This window comes from bacterium (Candidatus Blackallbacteria) CG13_big_fil_rev_8_21_14_2_50_49_14 (assembly GCA_002783405.1).
GTDB lineage: Bacteria > Cyanobacteriota > Sericytochromatia > UBA7694 > UBA7694.
Window position 1 is genome coordinate 41,443 of the sequence record PFGG01000061.1, and the last position, 17,341, is coordinate 58,783.

14 protein-coding genes are annotated in these 17,341 nt (G+C 45.5%); 7 read left to right on the forward strand and 7 right to left on the reverse strand.

Annotation, left to right across the window (positions count from 1 at the left end; genetic code table 11):
• Window positions 1-52: 52 nt before the first annotated feature.
• The 3 genes from COW20_15025 to COW20_15035 are packed head-to-tail and all read left to right on the forward strand — an operon-like array spanning window position 53 to window position 3,207.
• Entirely contained in the window at window positions 53-1,612 is a 1,560-nt protein-coding gene (locus tag COW20_15025; GenBank protein PIW46740.1) for a hypothetical protein, read from the forward strand.
• A 36-nt stretch (window positions 1,613-1,648) separates the two neighbouring features.
• A complete protein-coding gene (locus tag COW20_15030; protein ID PIW46741.1) occupies window positions 1,649-2,362 on the forward strand; it encodes a hypothetical protein in 714 nt (237 codons plus the stop codon).
• Window positions 2,359-3,207: an MOSC domain-containing protein gene (locus COW20_15035; GenBank protein PIW46742.1), complete on the forward strand. Its 849-nt coding sequence runs from the start codon at window positions 2,359-2,361 to the stop codon at window positions 3,205-3,207. The genes COW20_15030 and COW20_15035 overlap by 4 nt, the downstream gene beginning before the upstream one ends.
• On the opposite strand, the gene COW20_15040 is transcribed toward COW20_15035, so the two are convergent.
• Genes COW20_15040 through COW20_15050 form a run of 3 tightly spaced genes read right to left on the reverse strand, consistent with a single transcriptional unit; the run spans window position 3,137 to window position 6,883 of the window.
• Window positions 3,137-4,126, reverse strand: coding sequence for an NAD/FAD-dependent oxidoreductase (locus tag COW20_15040; GenBank protein ID PIW46743.1), 990 nt, complete (start codon window positions 4,124-4,126; stop codon window positions 3,137-3,139). The genes COW20_15035 and COW20_15040 overlap by 71 nt on opposite strands.
• Window positions 4,123-5,559: a hypothetical protein gene (locus tag COW20_15045; protein PIW46744.1), complete on the reverse strand. Its 1,437-nt coding sequence runs from the start codon at window positions 5,557-5,559 to the stop codon at window positions 4,123-4,125. The genes COW20_15040 and COW20_15045 overlap by 4 nt, the downstream gene beginning before the upstream one ends.
• Before the next feature lie 43 nt (window positions 5,560-5,602).
• Complete coding sequence (locus COW20_15050; protein PIW46745.1) at window positions 5,603-6,883, reverse strand: hypothetical protein; 1,281 nt, start codon at window positions 6,881-6,883, stop codon at window positions 5,603-5,605.
• A 169-nt stretch (window positions 6,884-7,052) separates the two neighbouring features.
• Here COW20_15050 and COW20_15055 point away from each other — a divergent pair, with 169 nt between their 5' ends.
• The gene (locus COW20_15055) at window positions 7,053-8,036 is read left to right on the forward strand and encodes a hypothetical protein (protein PIW46746.1); all 984 of its coding nucleotides are present in this window, start codon (window positions 7,053-7,055) and stop codon (window positions 8,034-8,036) included.
• A 71-nt stretch (window positions 8,037-8,107) separates the two neighbouring features.
• Here the strand turns inward: COW20_15055 and COW20_15060 are convergent, their stop codons facing one another.
• The 3 genes from COW20_15060 to COW20_15070 form a co-directional block, all read right to left on the reverse strand.
• Window positions 8,108-9,025 carry a hypothetical protein gene (locus COW20_15060; GenBank protein ID PIW46747.1) on the reverse strand — a complete coding sequence of 306 codons (918 nt, stop codon included), beginning with the start codon at window positions 9,023-9,025 and terminating at the stop codon, window positions 8,108-8,110.
• 96 nt (window positions 9,026-9,121) lie between these two features.
• Window positions 9,122-11,902, reverse strand: a complete 2,781-nt coding sequence (locus COW20_15065) for a B12-binding domain-containing radical SAM protein (GenBank protein PIW46748.1) — start codon at window positions 11,900-11,902, stop codon at window positions 9,122-9,124.
• 94 nt (window positions 11,903-11,996) lie between these two features.
• Entirely contained in the window at window positions 11,997-13,919 is a 1,923-nt protein-coding gene (locus tag COW20_15070) for an IGHMBP2 family helicase (GenBank protein ID PIW46749.1), read from the reverse strand.
• 141 nt (window positions 13,920-14,060) lie between these two features.
• On the opposite strand from COW20_15070, the gene COW20_15075 reads away from it, so the two are divergent.
• Entirely contained in the window at window positions 14,061-14,354 is a 294-nt protein-coding gene (locus COW20_15075; protein ID PIW46750.1) for a hypothetical protein, read from the forward strand.
• A gap of 150 nt (window positions 14,355-14,504) precedes the next feature.
• Window positions 14,505-15,341: a hypothetical protein gene (locus COW20_15080; GenBank protein PIW46751.1), complete on the forward strand. Its 837-nt coding sequence runs from the start codon at window positions 14,505-14,507 to the stop codon at window positions 15,339-15,341.
• A 6-nt stretch (window positions 15,342-15,347) separates the two neighbouring features.
• Here the strand turns inward: COW20_15080 and COW20_15085 are convergent, their stop codons facing one another.
• On the reverse strand, window positions 15,348-15,659 hold the full coding sequence (locus tag COW20_15085; GenBank protein PIW46752.1) for a hypothetical protein: 312 nt from the start codon (window positions 15,657-15,659) through the stop codon (window positions 15,348-15,350).
• Between the two features lie 475 nt (window positions 15,660-16,134).
• Between COW20_15085 and COW20_15090 the strand changes: the two genes are divergently transcribed.
• The coding region (locus COW20_15090) for a hypothetical protein (GenBank protein ID PIW46753.1) at window positions 16,135-17,341 on the forward strand (1,207 nt) is incomplete at its 3' end.

The following is a 17,341-nucleotide window of genomic DNA, read 5'->3' on the forward strand; positions in this document are numbered from 1 at the left end:
ACTGCTTTATACTGTTATAGGTAAGCATATCAGGAGAGGCCAGGTATTCCATTTGAAGCACCGATCTCAATTGGACGCTGCAATTGAAAAGGCCTGGCAACTCAGAGATTTTGATCTGGGTGCAGTTTTAATTTTACAGGCCTTGAGCCTCTGTCTTTCTGAAAATGAACAAACCCGCTACTGGGATCAGCTCATCACTCTCGTATTTCAAGGCCATTTTCAATTTATAGAAATGCTCTTGCTTCAAATGCAAGAAGAAGCTCCAGCAAATGCTTCACTCTATCTTGTCTTGGGGATATGCTCACAACAATCGGGGTTGCCCAAGCGAGCTAGATTTTGGCTGGAACAAAGCCTGAGCTTGAATCTTAAACTTTTCAAAACACACCAAGCCTATCTTTGGAGCTATTTACTCGACCCAGAATTGAATTTCAAAGCCAGAATCAGACCCTTCCAGGAATATGGTCAAATCTTAGCACACCATCATCCCCAAGCGAGCGCCTATCAAGTAAACATCGATCCCGAGAAAAAAATCAGGATCGGCTATGTCTCTTCAGACTTTTATGACCATTCTGTGGTGCATATGTATGCCCCTTTGTTTGCCTTAAAAAATTCCCAAGCCTTTGAAGTCTACGCCTATGCCACCATTGGACGTGAGGGGCCAATGCACGAATGGTTTCAAAATCAGGCCCATTGTTTGCGGAATATTGAAGGTTTTTCTACTGAAGACGCTGTCAAATGCATTCAAAATGACAAAATCGATATTCTGGTAGATTTAAATGGCCCCACTTTCGGGAACCGACTGGATATTTTCGCCGCTAAACCCGCTCCAATCCAAATAACAGGTCTTGGATTTGGCTGGACTTCAGGCCTGGCCAGTATGGATTATATTTTTACGGATCACTATCTTCTTCCCCCGGAATTGGCACAAGCAGTGCCAGAGCAGCCCTTGTATCTCAGCAGTATCTTTCATTGGTTGGCTGACCAAGACATTCAGAATTTTGAGCCCCACAGAAAGACCCGCCCCCCCTCTCCCTGTTTTGGTGCCTTTCATCAGGTGCTCAAAATCAATCACAGCATGCTCACACTTTGGGCCGAAATTCTGAGAACCATTCCTGAATCACGCCTTCTGCTTAAAGACAGGGGGCTTGATCATGCGGGAGCGCAAGCCTATTATCGCCTGCTGTTTAAAGCAAAAGGCATTGCCCCAGAGCGCATTTTATTTGCGGGCCGAACCTCTCAAAGAGAACATGTTCAGGCTTACCAATCAGTCGATCTGGTTTTAGATACTTTCCCCTATCAAGCCGGAATCTCAGCATGCGAAGCTTTGTATATGGGAGTCCCCATTATCTCTCTACAGGGAGGAAACCGAGGTGCAGAAAGCCTGATGCATGCAATCGGTCATCCTGAATTTTTAGCAAATTCAGGCCAAAACTATATCGATAAAGCAGTGAAACTGATCCAGGATAGCGAACAATTGAATGCTTACCGCGCTTGCCTAAGAAAAGATTTATTCAATTCTTCGGTTTCCAATCTTTCCGAATTCAGCGCTGAATGCGAAGCCTATTATCGAGAAATCTGGCGTCATTGGTGTAGTCAAGCACACAAGAGCTGATAAAATACCTGCAAATGCTTAATCAAGAGGTTCACCATGGCACAGTTTATTCAAGCCTTTGACCAGGTACTTAGCCCTGAAGAGTCACAGGAATTAATCAAAAAGTTTGAACGCAGCAAAACCAAAGAACCCGGCATTACTGGACATGGTTATAATGCAACGGCAAAAGACAGTCTGGATATCAATATCTCATTGGATCCTGCCTGGGAAAAAGAAAATACCTGGATAGTCAACCGTACCTTTCGCTACCTGGTTCAATATGTCAGAAAATATCCCCATCTGCTAACGGGTGCAGTGGCCATGTCCATTCCCAATCCAGAAGGGGGTACCATGATGATAACCCCTGAAATCATCGCCATTCTGGATGATGAAACCGTTGAAGCTTTGATTCGTAAAATTTACCATCTGGGCACTATCAATCTCCAGAAATATCAACGCAAACAAGGGGGATACCACCACTTTCACTCTGAAACCTATCCCTCGATGACTGCGGATCCCGATCAATCGCCCTTACATCGCGTGATGTTGTTTATGTATTATTTAAACGATGTACGAGAAGGCGGAGAAACTGAATTTCTCTATCAGAACTTAAAATTCAAGCCTACCCGTGGACAACTTGTTTTTGCCCCTTGCGGCTATACCCATACCCATAAAGGGCATATTCCCCTGACCAATGATAAATATATTCTGACTTCCTGGATACTCTTCAGACCCGCCAAAGAAATTTACGCCAATCAACTCAAATCATGAAGCTTTCGCAAATTTGGATCTACCCGATCAAGTCTCTACAGGGCATTGAACTTCAAGCATCCCGGTTTGAGGCACGGGGATTGCTCTTTGACAGACGTTGGATGCTGGTAGATTCCCAAGGCAAATTTTTGAGCCAACGTAAAATTCCGGCCATGGCTTCACTCAAGGTAGAATTGAACGAAGCTTTGCGCGTCTTCAATCCGCAGGGAAGCTTCATTCAAATTCCCTTCCCACCCTACCCATCTGCCAAGCCAATGCAAGTCAAGATCTGGAATAGCCTGGTACTTGCTGAACAGCTCTCCGAACAGTTGGATCACTGGTTTTCTGAGCAACTGGGGCAAACGGTCAGTTTGGTTTACCTTCCAGATTCAAGCCTTCGCCCCACCTCAGAGACCTGGGCCCCAGGAGCAGAAGTCAGCTTTGCAGATGGATACCCTTTTTTATTGACCTCTGAAGCTTCTTTAAACGCTCTTGCTGCTGAAACAGGGGCAAGTTTAAATCAACGTTTGTTTCGCCCCAATCTGGTAGTCAAAGGCAATCTGGCCTGGGAAGAAAATGCGTGGGGCTTTCTCAAGATTGGAGATTATAAATTTCAGGCTGTTAAACCCTGTACCCGCTGTGTCATGATTACTCAAAATCCTGAGACGGGCAAAAGCGAGCACCCCCAGTTACTAAAGCAATTACAGACGCAAATCAGCTGGCAAAATCAAGCGATATTTGGCGAAAACCTGATCGCGCATGAGCCCCAGGGGCATCTGAAAATTGGCGATGCCATTAAGCCCATCGCTTCAAAAGCGCCTTCGCTGATTCCAGACCAGAAACTGCGGCACCTTCCACAGGATTAAAGGGGTCGCCAAAGGCATCCCCAGCCAGATAAAGTGGCAAGGGGTGATTTAACTCAAAATAATTTTCCTGCAGCGGGTTTTGAACCTGGGCAAAACGCCACTTGTGCACATCTAAGGCGACATAATTTACAGAATTATATTTCTGGGCAGCCTCCCAAAGCTTCAAACCCACAGCCTCTTTTTCCTCCTTCCAATGGCTGCGACTGAAGTGAGCTGTGGCTTGAATGGTCAGTGCTGGCACGGGTGAAATGCCCTTGGCCTGGTTATCTGCAATCCAAGCAATCGGGCTCATTGGATCTTTTTGCGACAGAGCCCCTGGAGAGGGCAAAGTACTGGGTGCTTCTAATTCAGCCATGACCACAATGCAGGGATCAAACTTGACGGCTTTTAAGCGCTGCAATATTTCTTCTTCTGGTTCAATTCCAGATTTATTTAAAAGTGTCAGAGACTGCGGCAGCGGGGGCGATAAAATCACAGCATCGGCCTGCCAGCTTCCCCCAGATTCAGATTGAAGTATCCATTCTGAATCCTTTGCTTGCAAAGAGACTATATTCTCTTCTAAACAAATCTCAAGCGGTTCGGCTAATTTTTGTGCAATCGAAGCCATGCCCTGGCTGCCAAAAAAACGCAAATAGCCATCCATATTCAAAATTTTGTCACCATTTAAAAAGCCGCGCCCCCACTCCTTCACCAAGCCCTGATCCTGCAAATCTTCAATCACGACGCGAAAAAACATTCCATGCACAGTGAGATACTGAGCCCCATGATCAAAAACAGCCTCGCCCACTCTGCGCGTGGCCATGCGTCCACCAAAACCTTTCGATTTTTCAATCACTTTGACTGCAACACCCTTCTTCTGTAAGCGTCGCGCAGCGATAATTCCAGAAATTCCGGCCCCAACAACCACACAGCTCCTCATGGTTTTTCACCTTTCACTTCGGGCAAAGGATAAGCAAGTGTCAGATCAATACTCAGGTTTTGAAGTATGGGCTTGGATAAATTGGCTGCCTGCATAGAGACTTGGATATTCAAAACCTTATCAGCAAATTTTTTCGGAATAAACACGGGTAAAACCAAAGGAACTTGTTCACCCATTGCCAATTCCTCAAGTTGATACGCTGTACTTTCCCCTTGAAAAAGGGCCTGTTCAGAATTCAGTTTGAGATCAATTTTGAGGTTTTTCAGCGGGGAAGTCCCTTCGTTCTCAAGCGCCAAGACAATTTCTATCAGCTCACCCGGCTCAATGCGATGATTGTGATTCCCGTTTGAATTGTCTTTGGCATCATCGTCAATGCCGACTAAACGCAAGGATAAAGCAGGATTGAACCAATTGGCGATGGCCCGAGCAGAAGCACTTCCCATCGCGGGTGCAGAGCCGGGTTGAATATTTTCCCAAATACGGATGTCTGGGTCATTGTGACCACTTGCCAAGAGCGGTTGAACCGGGTTGAAACTTAAAGCATAGGTCTTAGCAGGAATTCCATAGAGAGACTGGGTATTGACCCCCTGCGGAACCGTCCAAAAACGTAGGGATTGATCTCCCAAACTGCCACTGCTCAGAAAGCGACCATCGGGGCTAAACGCCAAAGTCCAGATAGGTTGAGAATGGCCGGCAAATTTTGAAATCGTTTTTTTTTCGTGCATATCCCAGAGCCGAATCATTCGATCTTCCCCAGCACTGGCAAGATATTTTCCATCAGGGCTGAAACTTAAGGCGTAAACTTCCTTCAAATGCCCTGGCAAAACAGGCCCAGCTTCCCCAGAGAGCGCATCCCACATCCGAATCGCAGTATCATCATAGGCACTCGAAACAAGATATTTTCCATCGGGACTATAGGTCAAAGCAGCAATGCCACCCGATTGGGGGGCTAAGGTTTTAAGATTTTTCCAATCGGATAATTGATGAATCAGGATACGGCCATCGAGCCCGCCACTGGCCAGTTGTTTGCCATCGGGGCTAAAAACCAGACTGAGTACGCCCTTGGTATGCTCCATGGAGGAAAAGAGATTCGCTCCCGTAATCAGATCCCAGATTTGAACGCGACGATCCAAGCCAGCAGTAGCTAACCATCTTCCATCCGGGCTGAAGGCCACTGCAGAAATCCAATTGGCATGACCTGCCAGCTCATGCAGCAAACTCCAATTTTTGGTTTCCCAAATCCGAGTCGTGCCATCAAAACTGCCTGAAGCGAGATAATTTCCATCTGGACTAAAGGCGACACTGAAAATTTCGTGCTTATGTCCAGATAATTTGCCCTCGCCCGGAACCGACTGTGCGGGCACCCAAAGGGCTTGGGCCGGCCCCGTCCAGAGCAAAAGCCCAACAAGTGCGGCAAGATAGCGCTTCAACACTTGATGTTCCTCTCCGTCAATTTTTAATCATTGTACCCCAGGTTTAATGAGGTTCGTGGACGGCATTGGGTTCATCACTGCTGGGAAAAGCCTGGTAAAAAAGCAAGGGGGGGCCAGAAATACTCCCCACGTCATGAGAAACAGGAGAAAGATCAGACACAGTGCGGGTTTGTTTTTGTGCATCAATTAAACGTTGGGTGGCCAAATCATAATTTTGATAGGCCTCGTTGCCAAGGTAATGCATTTCACTCTTCAATAAATCCATGGCCACCAAAAAAACATGGGGTCCAGTAAAATCGATTTTATCGTAATCTGCCTCTTTGGGACGGCCGGCCTGAACCATGCGACGGTTATATTCATGTGCAATAACGCCATGCCCAGAAATAAACTGAAAGATTGATTCCGCTGTTTTCAAACTCTCTGATTGAATACCTGGAATATTCCGCGAGATCAGGTGTAAAAGCTGCCAATTTCGAGGAATTCCACCATTCGACTGCACATCCAATGCTTTCAGATTCTGGCTTAAATAAGCATGAATCTTCAGCAAATCGTCCCAAGCTGCAGACTCACGAATTTCTTGAAACTGCTTGAGAACTCCCCGTTCCTTCAGAACAAGAATTAAAAAATTATGTAATTTTTCTCTTTGGCTAGAATTCTGATAAAAGGTAGTGAAATCAGGACTTTCAATTTCAATCCCAATTGCTCCACGTCCATCATATTTATTATCATCCCAAGCATCCCCTGTGGGATAAGCTGTCACACGCGGAATATCTCCGCCATGGCTTAAATCCCCACGGGTCATCTTGACCAATTGCGCTTGAGCCCCACTCTCTGTCTGGGCAATATTGCCTGTCAAAAAATAGTTTGAAACATTTTTATAGGCATGCGGACGTTCAACGACTCTGCCACGTTGCATGCGACGCAAAAAAGCAGAAAGTGTATAGAGGGGAATATCTGTTCGTTTATTGGCTGTCCAGTGCAAAACAACTTGTGTCGGAGGTTTTTTCTCATTCAGATCAAAACTTTGGCGAAAAGGATAGTGAAAGTTTTCTACAAAATGTTGATAGGCTTGGGGAGAAAAAATATGAAAACGCTCATTGACCTTTTGCAAATGGGGAAGCAAATCCTTAAACCCAATCACACCGGCTTCTCGTTCAGCATCATTCACTCCCACCACCTTCGAGGGAATCAAACGAAAATTGGATTCCTGCTTTGCGCTGGCACTTAACCAGTTTTCAGTGTCTTCATGCGCTGAAGCAGGTAAAGTGCTTCCCAAAGTACTTATGGCCAATACCATACTCAGAATAATTTTCGCTTGACACATAGGCAGATTCTCACTTTGCAGCTCATTTTCAAGGGAAAAATTAAATTTTGATAAATAACCCTATCTTAAGAATATAACAAATAGCTTGATTTTGAATATGTGATCGTCAATGTATGTGGATAAAACGCACTATTGAGTGGATTTTTGCGCGCCGAAAGTGCCACAATAGATGAAAAGTCAGGAATGGGGAATGCACGGCTTGAGCACTAATAAACTTTGTCTTCTGGGACTGAGTCTCTTCAGTCTTGCCAGTTGCCTGGATCCTGTGATTGAAAACCAACCGCTAACTGCAGAGCCCATTTCAGCAAGTTCAGCCACACTCGTTCCGCAAGCAGCGGGAACAAAAGTTCAACTGACCGGCATTGTCAAAAACGCGAAAACGCAAGCCTTGCTTGCGGGTGTCAAGGTCCGTCTGAATACGCTTGAAACCCAAACCGATCAAACAGGATTTTTTGCTTTTGAAAACCTTGAAATCGGCGAAATGAAATTGATTGCTGAAGCACCAGGCTACCAACCTCAGGCAGTGACGGTTGCCCTGAAATCGTCAAAACAGGTTCAGGATCTCGCCCTGGAAGCCCAGCCACTTCCAAACGGTGAAAATCCATCTACCCTCACGCCACAAGCCTCCAGCACCCCCTATTTTTTACCTCCAGACACGCTCTCCTCACCCAGCCCCACCCCAGTCCCTGACGCGACTCTCCAGCCTCAAGCCTCAGGCCTCCCCTCGCCCACTCCTGAAGCAACAGTTTCAGCCACTCCCCTCCCCACCCCCAGCCCAACGGCCACCCCCCTGTATGATCCTGCTCTGGATGAAGCAAAAGGTACCGATATCTTTCTCAAACGCAAACCCACGGGCATTGAGCTCAATTTCATGTTGTTTAAATTAAGTGGCGCACCGATCGTCTGGAATTGGGGAGTGGTCCAGGTAGAGTATTATCTGGCACAATCTGTAATAACAAATGGCAGCAGTGCAGCAGGTGAACTGATCACTTCTGGCAAATCTGTGCTCACACAAAGCAATGAACCTTTTACCGTACCCTTGGATTCTCAACGCCAGGCCCTCATAGGTGAAACGGTCTTTATAAACTATACCCTCACCCTCCCAAACACCCAGCAATTAAGCTATCAAAAAGAAGTCAAAGTAAACCTCTGAGGCTCAATAAAATCTGAGCGCCAATAAAAAAGGCCAGTTGAAAATTCAACTGGCCTTTTTATCAAAGTATACTAATCGATTACGAAAATCACTTTCGATTCACTTAAAAAGGATTTCCGGCTGTCTGCCTGAAGCAATAGCTGAGCATTTTGGCTGGAAAGAACAGCATCTACACGGGTCTTGCCACCTGCTTGATTGGCACGAATCACCAAGGGATTCTTACCTACACGGCTGCTGGATTTGGCTTCACTCATTGAACGCATATAGCCAACAATGCCAATGTTTACAACCATGTCGGGGTCAATCGGACGATCTCCGATATACACTTCTTTGCCATTTGCATCCATAATCATGGGGCTCATACCAGGGGCCACGCCCAAACCTTTGCAATCGATAATCACGCCGGTATAGCCTGTGCCACTATAATCTGGGGTACTGGGTTCTATCGGGGGCTCAGGGGTTCTCACCACGGTCGGTTCAGGCGTTTTGGCGGGTGTGGGGTGGTTGACTTGGTGATCTTTTAATACGGTGGGCTGAACCACAGAAGACAGGCTGTTGCGGCCATACATGCCCAACATCATATCCACTTCAACGCTTCCGTCAGACAGATACCGGGTATCGCCAATTTTTGCGCCTTTGATCAAAGCAGAAACCTGGGTGCGAATCGTATCGCTTTCAGTTACAAAATCTTTTACGATGGTTTCAGAATCTACACGTACCCCATTTATCAACTCGGCTAACTGTCTGTAACCATCAGCGACAGCAGCACGACGTGCCATCAATCTTTTTTGGGCAGCACTGCCTTTGGCAGGGGGAGCCCCCGAACCCGTAACCTTCATGGAGCCATTGGTCCAATCAATCGTGCCTGCCCCCATGGTTTGAATGGCCTGGGCCTGAACAGGTTGCGTGAGCGAAAGTGAATAACTTAAACTACCCGTTGCCAGGGCAGTGGCCAACATCAGTCTGACCAGGAATTTTGAATTTTTCACAGATTTTGCCTCCTCGATATAGCTTTCGTAAGTGTTAATTTCATCACTTTAATACAAAAGATGAATTCGTGCGAATAAAAGTTCCCAAACGCTCATTTAAACCTCAACGGTTTCGAGTTGAAGTTCTGCTTGAAACGGCTGAAGCGAAAGCCGGGCTGTCGCATAATAAAAATCATCGTGCCCAAACAAAGATTTAAGAATTTCTTCGGGCTTCAAGCTGTCTGTGCCTGCAATTTGCATTTCCATACGCAGAAAGAGCTGATCTGTTTCCCAATCCAATTGAGAAAGCATGCTTGCTAAGTCTTCAGAATCCATTATTTCAATTTTGCCAAGCAAAGGCCGAATATCCACTTCGCGGACGCGATCCCGCCGTTTTCGGGTAACCCATAAATGCTCGCTTTCCAAAATTGCCTGAATGCGCTTTGCTAAGGTTTCTAGCAAATGATCTTCGCGTACTTGCATCAAACCCATCAGCGTAGATTTTTGAATCCCTACCAGATAGGTAGCGCCATTGATCCGTTTTGCCAAATCTTTATTGTTGTTTTCTACCTTTTCAATCGAGAGAAATTGAATCCCCTCAGGACAGACGGCATTTAAACGCTCAAGCACTTGATTGACAGGCAAATCTTCAACCAATTGAAAATCAAGATACTCCCCAAAACTGGGAACCCCCAAACTTAAAGCAGGTGCGAAAACCATCACGGGTTTGGGGTGATAACCTTGCGAATAATAAGCCTCAAGATTCGCCCTGCGAATGATTCTTGGCAAGGATCGAATCAAATCAGAATGGCTTACAAATTGTGCCCTTTTTAATTTTGTATACAAAGCCCGATAGGTAAAGGGTTCTGACTGTTCAAACTTCTCTAATTTGGGCGCTCTCACCTGCCCAACCTCAGGTGTTTCAAGAACTTCGCGTTTTTCAAGCGCCCCCAATTTTACAAGATACTCTCCCCGCTCTTCTCGCATCTGCTTCATATCACAGGCAATTCCACAGGAATAACAGATCAATTTGCGTTGATCCGCTTCATGATCAGCAAGATTGGTAGAATGTACCTTTGCAGTAAAAGGTTTGCCACAGGGGGGAGAAAGCCGATCTTTGAGCGCTCGTTTATATTCTTGAATAATAAATTTAGGCTCAACACCTACATGGATATGTCCCCAGGGCAATTGAGAATCAAGCGGGAGAGTTCGCAAATAGGTATATTTATCGATCCCGGCTTCCTCAATGGCCGCCATCCAATCATCAAACTTCAAAAAGTTTCCCCAACCGTCCAAACGGGCCCCTTTTCTCCAGGCGCCCTCAATTACAGCTCCTACTTTTCGATCCCCACGGGCAATGATGCCCTCGATATGGCTGATTAAAGACTCATGCCACTTGAGACCAATCTGGTATTTTCGTGCCAAGCCCATCAACAGGCCCTGTTTGCGCTGAATTTCAGGCAAATCCATCATTTGGCACCATTGGAAGGGGGTATGTGGTTTGGGCACAAAAGAGGAGATTGAAGCGGTAACATTTACCATCTTCCAATTTTTATAATACTTTTTCGCGATATCCAACATCCGAGCGGCGGTATCAGCAATTCCCACCACATCTTCATCCATTTCAGTGGGCAAGCCAATCATGAAATAGAGTTTCATTTTGCGCCAACCCCGTGCAAAAATATTATGGGCACTCTGGGCAATGTCTTCTTCAGTAATATTTTTATTGATCACATCCCGCATGCGCTGAGTTCCAGCCTCAGGAGCAAAGGTCAGACTGGTATTGCGAACATCTGCAATTTCATCCAGCAAATCCCCGGTTAAACCATAAGCCCGCAGCGAAGAGACCGAAAGTGAAACACGCTTCTGTTTCAGTTTCTCCATCAAATTTTTTACCAAGGGTGAAACACAGCTGAAGTCAGCTGTAGAAAGCGAGGTCAGACTGCTCTCATCATACCCAGCTTTTTCAATGCTGCTTAAAACACTGCTGATAATCTGATCAGGATCCCGTTCGCGAACCGGACGGTAAATGATCCCTGCCTGACAAAAACGACAACCCTCCGTACAGCCTCTGGCAATCTCCATGGTGGTGCGATCAAAAACGGCTTCCGTCAAGGGCACAGGTGAATCATCGGGATAGGGATAGTCGTTGATATTTTCAATAATATTGCGCTTCACGAGGGCAGGAACGCCCTCATAAAGTGGCTGATCGACAACGGTCAGGCCAGTAAATTCCTCTTCCCGTGTCGCGTAGAGTGCAGGACAATAAATCCCCCCCAGTTGCGAAAGGGCAATTAAAATTTCAGTTTTAGATTTTCCTGCATCCCGCAGTGCAACATAGGTTCTTGCCAGTTTGATAAAGATTTCTTCGCCATCGCCAATGACAAAGGCATCAATAAAACGTGACATGGGTTCTGGATTCATGGCACAAGGCCCCCCCGCAATGATCAATGGCTGACGGGTATCGCGATCAGCTGCCAAAATGGGGATTCCACTCAGATCCAACATGGTGAGGACATTGGTAAAGGTCATTTCATATTGTAAAGAAAAGCCCAAAATATCAAAGGCATTGAGAGGTTTTACATTTTCCATACTGTAAATCGGCAATTGCCGATCACGTAATTCCTTCTCCATGTCAAACCAGGGAGTATAAGCCCGTTCAGCCAAAATATCGGGTTCTTTGTTTAAAATTGAATAGAGAATTTTCATGCCCATATGGGACATGCCTATTTCGTAAAGATCTGGAAAGGAAAGGCCAATGCGCACAGGCGTTTCTGCCCAATCCTTAACAATGGATTGATATTCTCCCCCCAGATAGCGTCCGGGTTTCTCTACTTGGGTAATAAAATCTTGATACGGGTGTTTCATTCGAAGCATGCTCTCCAAAAATTCAAACAATAGATTCGCGGATCGTTTCTGTAATTGTACCGCAGAGCAGCTTGTATTGACTGAAAACGAAGTTCAGACAGGATCTTTCAGGCATGGGAATAATTCAAAAAAATTCCCAGCCACTGCGACAGGCATCAAGCGCTTCACAATAATCCAGAAAATCTTTATAAAAGGAGTGATGGGCCAAGGTTGCACTGTCCCCCACCACCACAAGCTTTTTCTTCGCGCGCGTCATCGCCACATTCATGCGTCGGGTATCTTTTAAAAACCCAATTTCCCCCTGATCATTGCTTCTTACCAGAGAGATATAGATCAGATCCCGCTCTTGGCCTTGAAATCCATCCACCGTGTCAATGCTGATTTGAAAGAATTCTTGGATCTCAGGTCTTTTCTCTAGCAAGGACTGCAATAGATTTACCTGTTCGCGATAGGGTGAGATAATTCCCAGAGTTAATCTCTCTGCTTCAGTTTCAAGACGCGGCAAGCCCTCGCCCAACTGAAACAAATGTTTGATCAGCAATTCAGCTTCTCCAGAGTTTGAAAGGCTACGTGTTTCTGGGTTCATTTCCTCCTCATGCCCACACCCCGCTGTGTCCAGAAACTCAAGCGGACGAGAAATCCAAGCCTGCTCTGAATTCTCGGGCAAAGTTCGTTCTGCAACCAGTGGATCTGCAAGCAGTTGTCCCTGATAGAACTCCTGACTTGAAAATCCCATGATCTCTTCATGCATGCGGTATTGAATATTTAAGAGTGCAGCAGCCTGGGGATGTTCTTCAATACAGATTTCAAACAAAGTCCGATTAAACCCTCCCGCCAAAGCCCTTTGCGATTTTACGGTGGGCGGCAATTGACAATGATCGCCAGCAAGAACAACTCGTCGCGCCCTTTGAATGGGAATCAAACTCCCACCCAACAGGGCCTGAGCCGCTTCATCGATAAAAACAGTATTGAAGTGTCTTTTCCACAAAACCTCATAGGAGGCCCCTACCAAAGTGCAGAGAATGGCTTGAGAGCGATCTAAAATATGGTTCACTATGCCCTGTTCCATTTCACGGGCCTGGGCCAACATCTTTCGTGCGTCCTGTAATTCTTCTCTGCGTTGAGCACGTTCTGCTGGCCCAAAATTGCGTTTAAAGCGCAGCGCCCTTTGACGCAAAAGCCGCGCTTCTTTTCTTAAAAGTTCAAGTGCTGGATATCCAGGATGCTGACTTATTTGCTGCTCAAGGGTAAAGGCCAGAATCTCTTCTGACATTCTGGCTGGATGCCCGAGACGCACGACAGAAACTCCAGCCTGAGACAATTTCAAACAGAGAAGATCCGTGGCCGTATTGCTGGGTGCTGAGACCAGAACCTGCTCCTCCAATTTCAATACCGCTGAAATAGCAGCAATCAGCGTTGTGGTCTTTCCCGTACCCGGTGGGCCGTGTATCAAGGCCAAATCTTCAGCTTCCAATACTTTTTGCACGGCAGCGGTTTGGGCTGGATTCAGGCTCGGATCGGCAAATTGACTGCGGGGATAGGCGATGGGCGAAACGACTCCAAACAAGACTTCGCGCAGCTGTTTGAGGGGTGATTTTTGCGCGCCAATCAGACGTTCAACGGCTCTTCTCATTTCTCGATAGGTCGTTTCATCGTAACAGAGGTCAAGTCCCAATTTGCCATCGTCTAACCAATCCGGCAATTCTTCGCCAGAGTAGACCCATTTTAATTTATTTTTACTCACTGAACTTGCAACCCCTGTCAACGGGGTTTGCTGGGTATGTGTCTGACTGAAAAGCGCCAAAATCTGGCCATTTTGAAAACTGTGGGGCTTGTCCAATTCTGTGGTGCGTTCCAATTCCAAAACTAAATTTTGCCCAAAGCCTATCTCTGTATGTTTAATAACAACGGGATACCAACAGGTTCCCTGGGCTTTTCGCAGTTTGAGCGGGGTTTCAAGAACCTGTTTTTGATAGGCCTCTTTTTCAGTTGATTCTTCAATCTTTAAGAGCTGAAGCCATTCACTCAACAAATCTTCGGGATGCATTTTGAACTCCTGTGTAAAACTTTGCAAAGTATAACAGGCCCGATCAGGTCTCAGAAGTCACCCTTTTTGTGTCATTTGTACATCTCTCACACAAAAGCCTGTGTTAGGCTTAAATAGAGATTTTCTGAGCGGATTGAAATCATGAAAAAAAACCATCTTTTGTTTATCGCGGCCTTTGTCTACTTAACGGGAAACCTGGTAAATCTCATTACCCAGGAGTTTAGATTGCAAAAGTATACCGTCTCTCTGGATCAGGAACTCCTGGTCGCACGAAAAGAACAGGAATCACTAAAAACAGCGCTCAAATATTTCAATACCCCTCAAGGCATTGAAGAACTTGCACGTAAGCGTTTGGGATACTACAGTCAAAACGAAATCCCAGTCAAAGTAATTGAGTCAAATCCCAGTCAAGCGACAGATTCTACATCTCCCTGATCTGCGCTGAATTCTGTTCGCTGTGAAAGAGACGGAAGCCCGTCAGAATGGTATACTGGTACCAGTCAAGAATTCAGCCCTTCAGGAAACTGAGTTCTTTGCGCTGAACAAAGCACTGGGCTTGAGATGTAGAAAGGTTTAAGGACTCTGATGGATACCCGCGAAATGATTCAGAGCACAGTAGGTTTTACTGGCAAATGGGAAACCGAACACCGCTTTCGAATTGACCCTTTGACTTACGGATATCTTACCCCTTTAGAAAAAATTGAGATTGAGTTCGGTGGCCTGGTCATCACGTCCAGCCCGCTTACCAATATTGAATGGTGGCACCATTTAATGCCCGCGATGGGATTACCGCCTCATGTCAAAGTTGAACCCGATGAGGTGGAGGATGGTTTTGTAGAACTCAGCGCAGGACGCTTAAAATTGCTTGAGGACGCTGAATTTATTGAGCATCATTTTACCCGTTTGTATACCTATTTATCCCGTGCCATGTCAATGATTGAAAAAACAAACTCTGTGCTTTCGATGGGCATTGGGGTTGATTACTCTGGAACTTTAATCAAACTTCAATCCCGTGTCGTTACTGATCAGGACCTTTTTGTAAGAAATTGCGAAGCCTTTAAAAAGCTCTATTCAAAAATTACAGATATACATGGCAAAGTAGATACCTCTATTCTGCCCCAACCCTCAGATTTTAATGGCCAGGACATCGAAGATATTATTCGGGAATCCAAATTCTATGCCATGAAAGAAGCTGTACGGCTTGAAAGCCTGGATATTTTATCCTATATTATGTCCAAAAAAGGCGGGCAAATTGAGGGCAATGAATACCAATTGCCAAAAGATCGCATGATTTATAAGGTCTTTCCCAACCGCGTGGAATCTCACCGTGCTGGCAATTATATGGGTCAAATTGGCTTTGACAAAGGCATCAAACAAATGCAACAGTTCTTTGCGACCACCCTGGGTGGAGGACGCTGGTAGTTCGCGTCAGTCTTCGCCCGTTGAGAGCAGAAACAGTCCCGCTGTCTGATTTAGTAGGTCTTCAATCGAAGCAAAGGCCAAAGGCATTTCACTGAGCAATTGATTCACCTGCGGATATAAATCTGATGCAGACGGAGCCAAAAACTGTTTGGTTTGCTCACTGAGCGAACCCTGACGTTTAATTTCAGGCAAAGCCAAGAATTTCAAACTCAACTCCACTTTTTCAGCTTCTGAGAACTGATTCCAATCCTGTGCGGGTTGTTTTAACAAGGCCTGCAATTGCTTGAATTCTGGATTTTTTAAACGTAAATTTTTCATTGCAAAGGCTCCTCCTGTTACGAGTTCATACCAGTATAGATGAAAACACTGACAGGAATCGCCCAATGCACACTATGGATGATTACTGATTTGTATTTGGAGGGGATTGAGCAAGATAAACTGCCCAGCTTGAGCAGAAGCCCAGCGCAAAGCTGGAAAAAACGAGGCACTCAAAAGAAAAATGAGTATCAGTTCCAATAAAAAATTAAGCTCCTTATCCAATAACCTTACCATTTGAATCTCTCCTTGAACCCAGCGATAGCCAGATTATAGCTCAAAAATTAAGTTTTGTAAAGTTATATTTCAATAGTTAACATTATCACAGACATTGCCTGTTTGAGCGAGACAAGTCTCGGGTATAAAGAGGAAACGTGAGAGCTTGCTTTCACTTCAGATTCAGATTTTAGAGAGGGCAGTCACAGCAAAATATCCTGATTTCCGCTACAATGAGGAATATCATGAGTGACTGAAGAAAATGAATACCCAAGCAGTAACTGATTCACGAAAGTATTGTTTAAATTGTTTTGCTATCATTGCAGGCAATCTTACTCAGTGTACCCAGTGCCAATATCCTCAACCGCTTGAATACGACAAGCGATTTTTAAAACCGCAATATAGATTGTACCGTCAGTATTATATAGGCAGGGTTTTGGGCTGCGGTGGCTTCGGAATTACTTATCTGGCCTATGATCGCAACCTGGGTACCCGCGTAGCCATCAAAGAATATTTCCCAACAGGCTTCGCAACCCGAGCAGAAGACGGCTTAACGGTCATCCCTGCTTCTGGGCAAGAGGGGGAACTTTTTCGCGCAGGTAAAGAAAAATTTATTGCAGAAGCGCGTTTATTGGCAACCTTGAGAAGCCATAATATTATTACAATCCGACATTTTTTCGAAGACTGTAATACGGCTTATTTCGTCATGGAGTATCTTGAAGGGGAGACGCTTGAAGATTATTTAACCCGAAAAGGAGGAAAACTTCCTGCCCAAGAGGTTAGAAAACTGCTTTTTCCCTTATTAGATGCCCTTGATGAAGTGCATGAACTTAAATCCTATCATCGCGATATCAAACCCGAAAATATTTACATGACCCGAAAAGGGCAGCCCATTCTCTTGGATTTTGGCTCTGCCCGCCAGCAAATTTCGGGAAAGACCGAATCCATGGTATTTCTGTCACCCGGTTACGCACCGCTTGAACAGTATTCTCACAATGGGATTCAAGGGCCCTGGACAGATATCTACGCCTTAGCTGCAACCTATTACAAAGCTGTCACAGGCATTACCCCACCAACCCCTCAAGAAAGATTGGCATCAGATTCTCTGCTTCCGCCCCAGGCTTTGGGTATTGAAATGCCGCCTCAAGAAGAACAGTGGCTCATGAAGGGGTTGGGCATAAAATGGAGCTCGCGGCCTGAAAGCACAACTGAATGGCGAATGATGCTCGAAGGTCGCCCCGAAGATGAAGAATTCAGAAAGCGAAAAGAGCAAGAAGAAACCTTTGTTAAATTGGCCATTTTACCCAAATTGGTTGATAAACTCTTAACACCTGCTGAAGAGCAAGAAGTCTATGAGGCAGCCACGTATATGAATATTGACAACGAGCGCGTACATTTCTTGATTGACCGTGCACTTGAAAAAACGGGATCTTTACGGGGAGACCCCATTGCCGACAAATTTGTACAAG